Raw genomic sequence first — 3,500 nt, forward strand, 5'->3', positions numbered from 1 at the left:
TGCGGCCGTTTTCAAAGGCAATATCGTCAAGAACGTAGTTGGCGATGACCGCAGCCGCGTAAACTTTCATACCTGCAACAGATTCTTTCATGCCCGTCGTGCCAGTGGCTGTCACAGGAGTAAAGGCACTGTGCATAAATTCCTTAGTACCTCTGTCGGACAGCATCCGGACAACCTTTTGGAACTCAGGCACCTTGACGCCGTGTTTATAACCAAGAAAGTGTTCAAATTCAGCCATTGTCTGATATTCGTCGACACCTCTGATGGCCTCCATATAGTTCTCTAATTCAACCTTACTGATCAGACTTTCACTCAGCAGAGCTATAATCCTGTTGCCACTGACAGAATGGGCAGCAAAGTATTCCGAGAAGCTTTTCAGATCCCTTGGTTCATGCTCGATGAAGTGAATAGCGGCTTCGCCCATGCTGTGGATTTCATCGTCATAGTGTTGTGGCCCGGTTTTAATGTGACTTCTTGCCCTTTCCGCCAGCTTTTGGGCTTCTCCCAGCGGATTCAGAGACTGATCTTCTGTGGGCCTGATCGTGAATGTCGTCTTCAGATTTTTGAAGATTTCCACAGTCCGTCTGGCCCGGTCAAACGTCATATGATCTCCCACCAATGCCTGCAAGCGAATCGGTGCAAATTCATCATCTAAGTCAAAAGTCTGAAGATTGGGTATTGACTTACTGCTTAGTTCAGCTGATTTCGCCAGACCCATTGCGGCTTCCAGAGCCTGTTTCCTGAATGAATGTTCGCCCATGTAGGTGTGTATTTCGGTCAGTATTTTTGCTTGTCCCGGCGTGTACTGGAAGGAAACACCCTCATTTTCGATAGCCTCTTCTGCCGATTCCAAAACTCCCTTTAAGATCACTATTCGCGCTTTTCTGATTTCTATTTCTCTGTTCAGACTGTCCTGTTCCTCGGTCAGTTGCTGAATCATGCCGCCAGTACCATCGAGCCCTCCCAGTTGCACCTGTTTATTTCTCAGGGCATCAACACGCTCAGCCAAGCGGGCAGTGGGCTCTGGCTTGAGACCCACGTCATCCTCAATAACTCTGAGAGACGCTCCATGAACCTCCAGATTTGCCTGAGCTTCTGATACTACTGCCTTTCTCCATTCCAGAATCAAGGCCTGCGCATCTCTTTCGTCTTTAAGTTTGGTTTTAGTTTCCGGATCGATGTTTCTGGAATGGTCAATCGCCCGATTTTTAGTGTCCAGTTCCTCTTGTGCCTGCTTTTCACCGTCCTGTGCATAGGCCAATTCCATTTTTCTAAAATCGTGCTCATGGAGGAACTCCGTGATTTGAGTGTACTGTCTCCTGGTTTCAGGCAATTTGCCCAGGTAATCGACTTCATCGGCCTTATCCCGACCGTAAGAGGCTGCATAGTCTACTATGGCATTGATGTAATCTTCTTCAGACAGATTATCAGGGTCATTATCAAAGGGGATTTTCAGATTTCTAATAGTAGCTATCAGTTTCTGAACGATCTCGACTCGTCTTCCTGAACCGTCTTCGCTTTTCTGAATAAAACGTTCAATGCCGTCTAATTGGTCTTTTGGGGTTTGATTATCACCCTGAGTCAGGCTTGACCCGGTCTGAGTGTGTTTCATTGCCTGATTGAGAACCGTGATATCTTTATCTGTGTCAGGGTGGACGTCGGTAGAATGTGTGAATGCCACTTCTTTACGATGAATAGCATCCAGTTTGCGATGAAGTTCCTCCAGCTCAGTTTCAGCTTCTTCAATGTCTCCTTTGGCTCTGGCTACCTCACGATCAAGAACATATCGGGGTTTAGATCCCAGACGAGCCATTTGCCAGTTAAGTTCAGCATTAATGGTTGCGATACGCTCATTAACGTCAGGGTCACCCAGTGCAAAAAGTTTTACAGACAGCTTTTTGAGTTCTTCTTTAATGAGATGGATCTTAACAATATCGGGGGCAGCGTATTTATAGTCCTCAATGCCAAGATGATGGGCAATCTCGTTATATCTGGTTCTTACATCGTCGAAGAGACTACGCTTTATTGCCGGGATTAGGGCTTTTTCTACGGCATCCAGTTTCTCAAGAATTTCAAGTCTGGCTATCTGGCCTTTTGTTCCGGGGTTTTCCAGTTCTATACCAAAAGTATTTGCCACAGTGCCCTGCAGGCGTTTGATGTCAGCTTCACCGTACCTGTTTTGAACGGGTCTGTTCAGTAAATGCTGAAACTTCATTTGTTCGGTTTGAATATTCTTTGTGCGGTATTTTTCAAGCGGGTCATTTTGGCGGGTACTCAGATTCATAAGTCTTGGTTGATGAGATTTCATTGACTTAATTTTCTCAAGCAGAAGTGCCAGCTGAGTGTCAATATCTGCATCGCCACGAAAATTCTGAATGTTTAAATGTTCCGCAATGACGGCAAAGCGAGCTTTGATTTCAGCTGCTTTTTCAGCCTCTGTGAGGGCGCTTTGTTGCTTATTGACCTGGTCACGGGCCTGCAGGTCAGCTTCGTCGAACGGGACCAGGCCGCCGCCGGGCCGTTGTTTAATGATAAGTATGAAGGGGTCATCCCCTATGATCTGTTCTGTTTTATATATCAGGTGCTGTTGAATGGACCGGTAGCGGTCATCCAGATCGTTTTCATTGATGGGAGTGATACCAAGCTGGCCTTCAATCGCAGCCAGTTTTGCTTTTACAGCACCATCATCAGCCTGTTCCGTTGAGTGATAACGTGTTTTGAGAACCTCGCTGCACTTGTCATCAATTTTCTCCAAGAGCCGTCTGGCTTGCCTTTCCAGTGGTTGGGCGTCATCCCAGTCATCTATGCCAAGTTGTATCGCCAGTCCGGAGTTGTAAACACTTCTGGCTTTTTTTCTGGCATCAGGAACTTGTTGTCTCAGCAGAGGAATTCGTTCGATTTCCTGAATAAGCGACTGTTGCAGGCTTCTCTGATCGTTCAGCTTCACAAGAATCTGTGCAAGTTTATCCTTAATCATCCGATGGATTCCTTGCGCTATCAGTTTTATCTCATCACTGGCATCGGCTGGATCCGATTCGTGCTGCTGCTTATATTCAAGCTGGCGGAGTTCGACTGCCTGAAGTAGCTCTTCGAGCTCGCTGTCTACCTCAGTGAGCTTTCTGACCATGTTGTCCAGGAAATGGAAAGCAAACTTTTTGTTTTTGTATAAAATATTGGTCACTGATTTGGCGACAATGGGTATATGCTTCAGAATCTTCTCAACAGAATGCGGGTTCGTTAGAAGATCTCTAAGTGCAGGTTTGAAGCTGAAGTGTTTTAGAAGTTGGCTCTGCATCCAGGTTGGCGTGATGACTGTTGAAGCGGCTCTGATTTGTTCCGGTGTGAGTTCAAATTCACCTGCCCGGTCTGGAGTAGCACTGCTCAATGCCTGCAGCAGAGATTCATAGTTTGCCAGCGCAAACGCAGCCACTTTATCTTCGTATTCAAGCTAAATTCGCCCAATAGCTAGCGGATTTGCCATTTTGAACTAAATTCACTCA

At 46.3% G+C, this 3,500-nt stretch carries 1 protein-coding gene; it reads right to left on the bottom strand.

The genetic code is table 11. The annotated features are described in order from the left end of the window. Window positions 1-3,430, bottom strand: a 3,430-nt coding sequence (locus KDK18_RS01120) for a hypothetical protein (protein ID WP_257252584.1), incomplete at its 3' end; no start/stop codon positions are given. Between the last annotated feature and the right edge of the window lie 70 nt (window positions 3,431-3,500).

It is taken from the genome of Endozoicomonas sp. SESOKO3 (assembly GCF_024606255.1).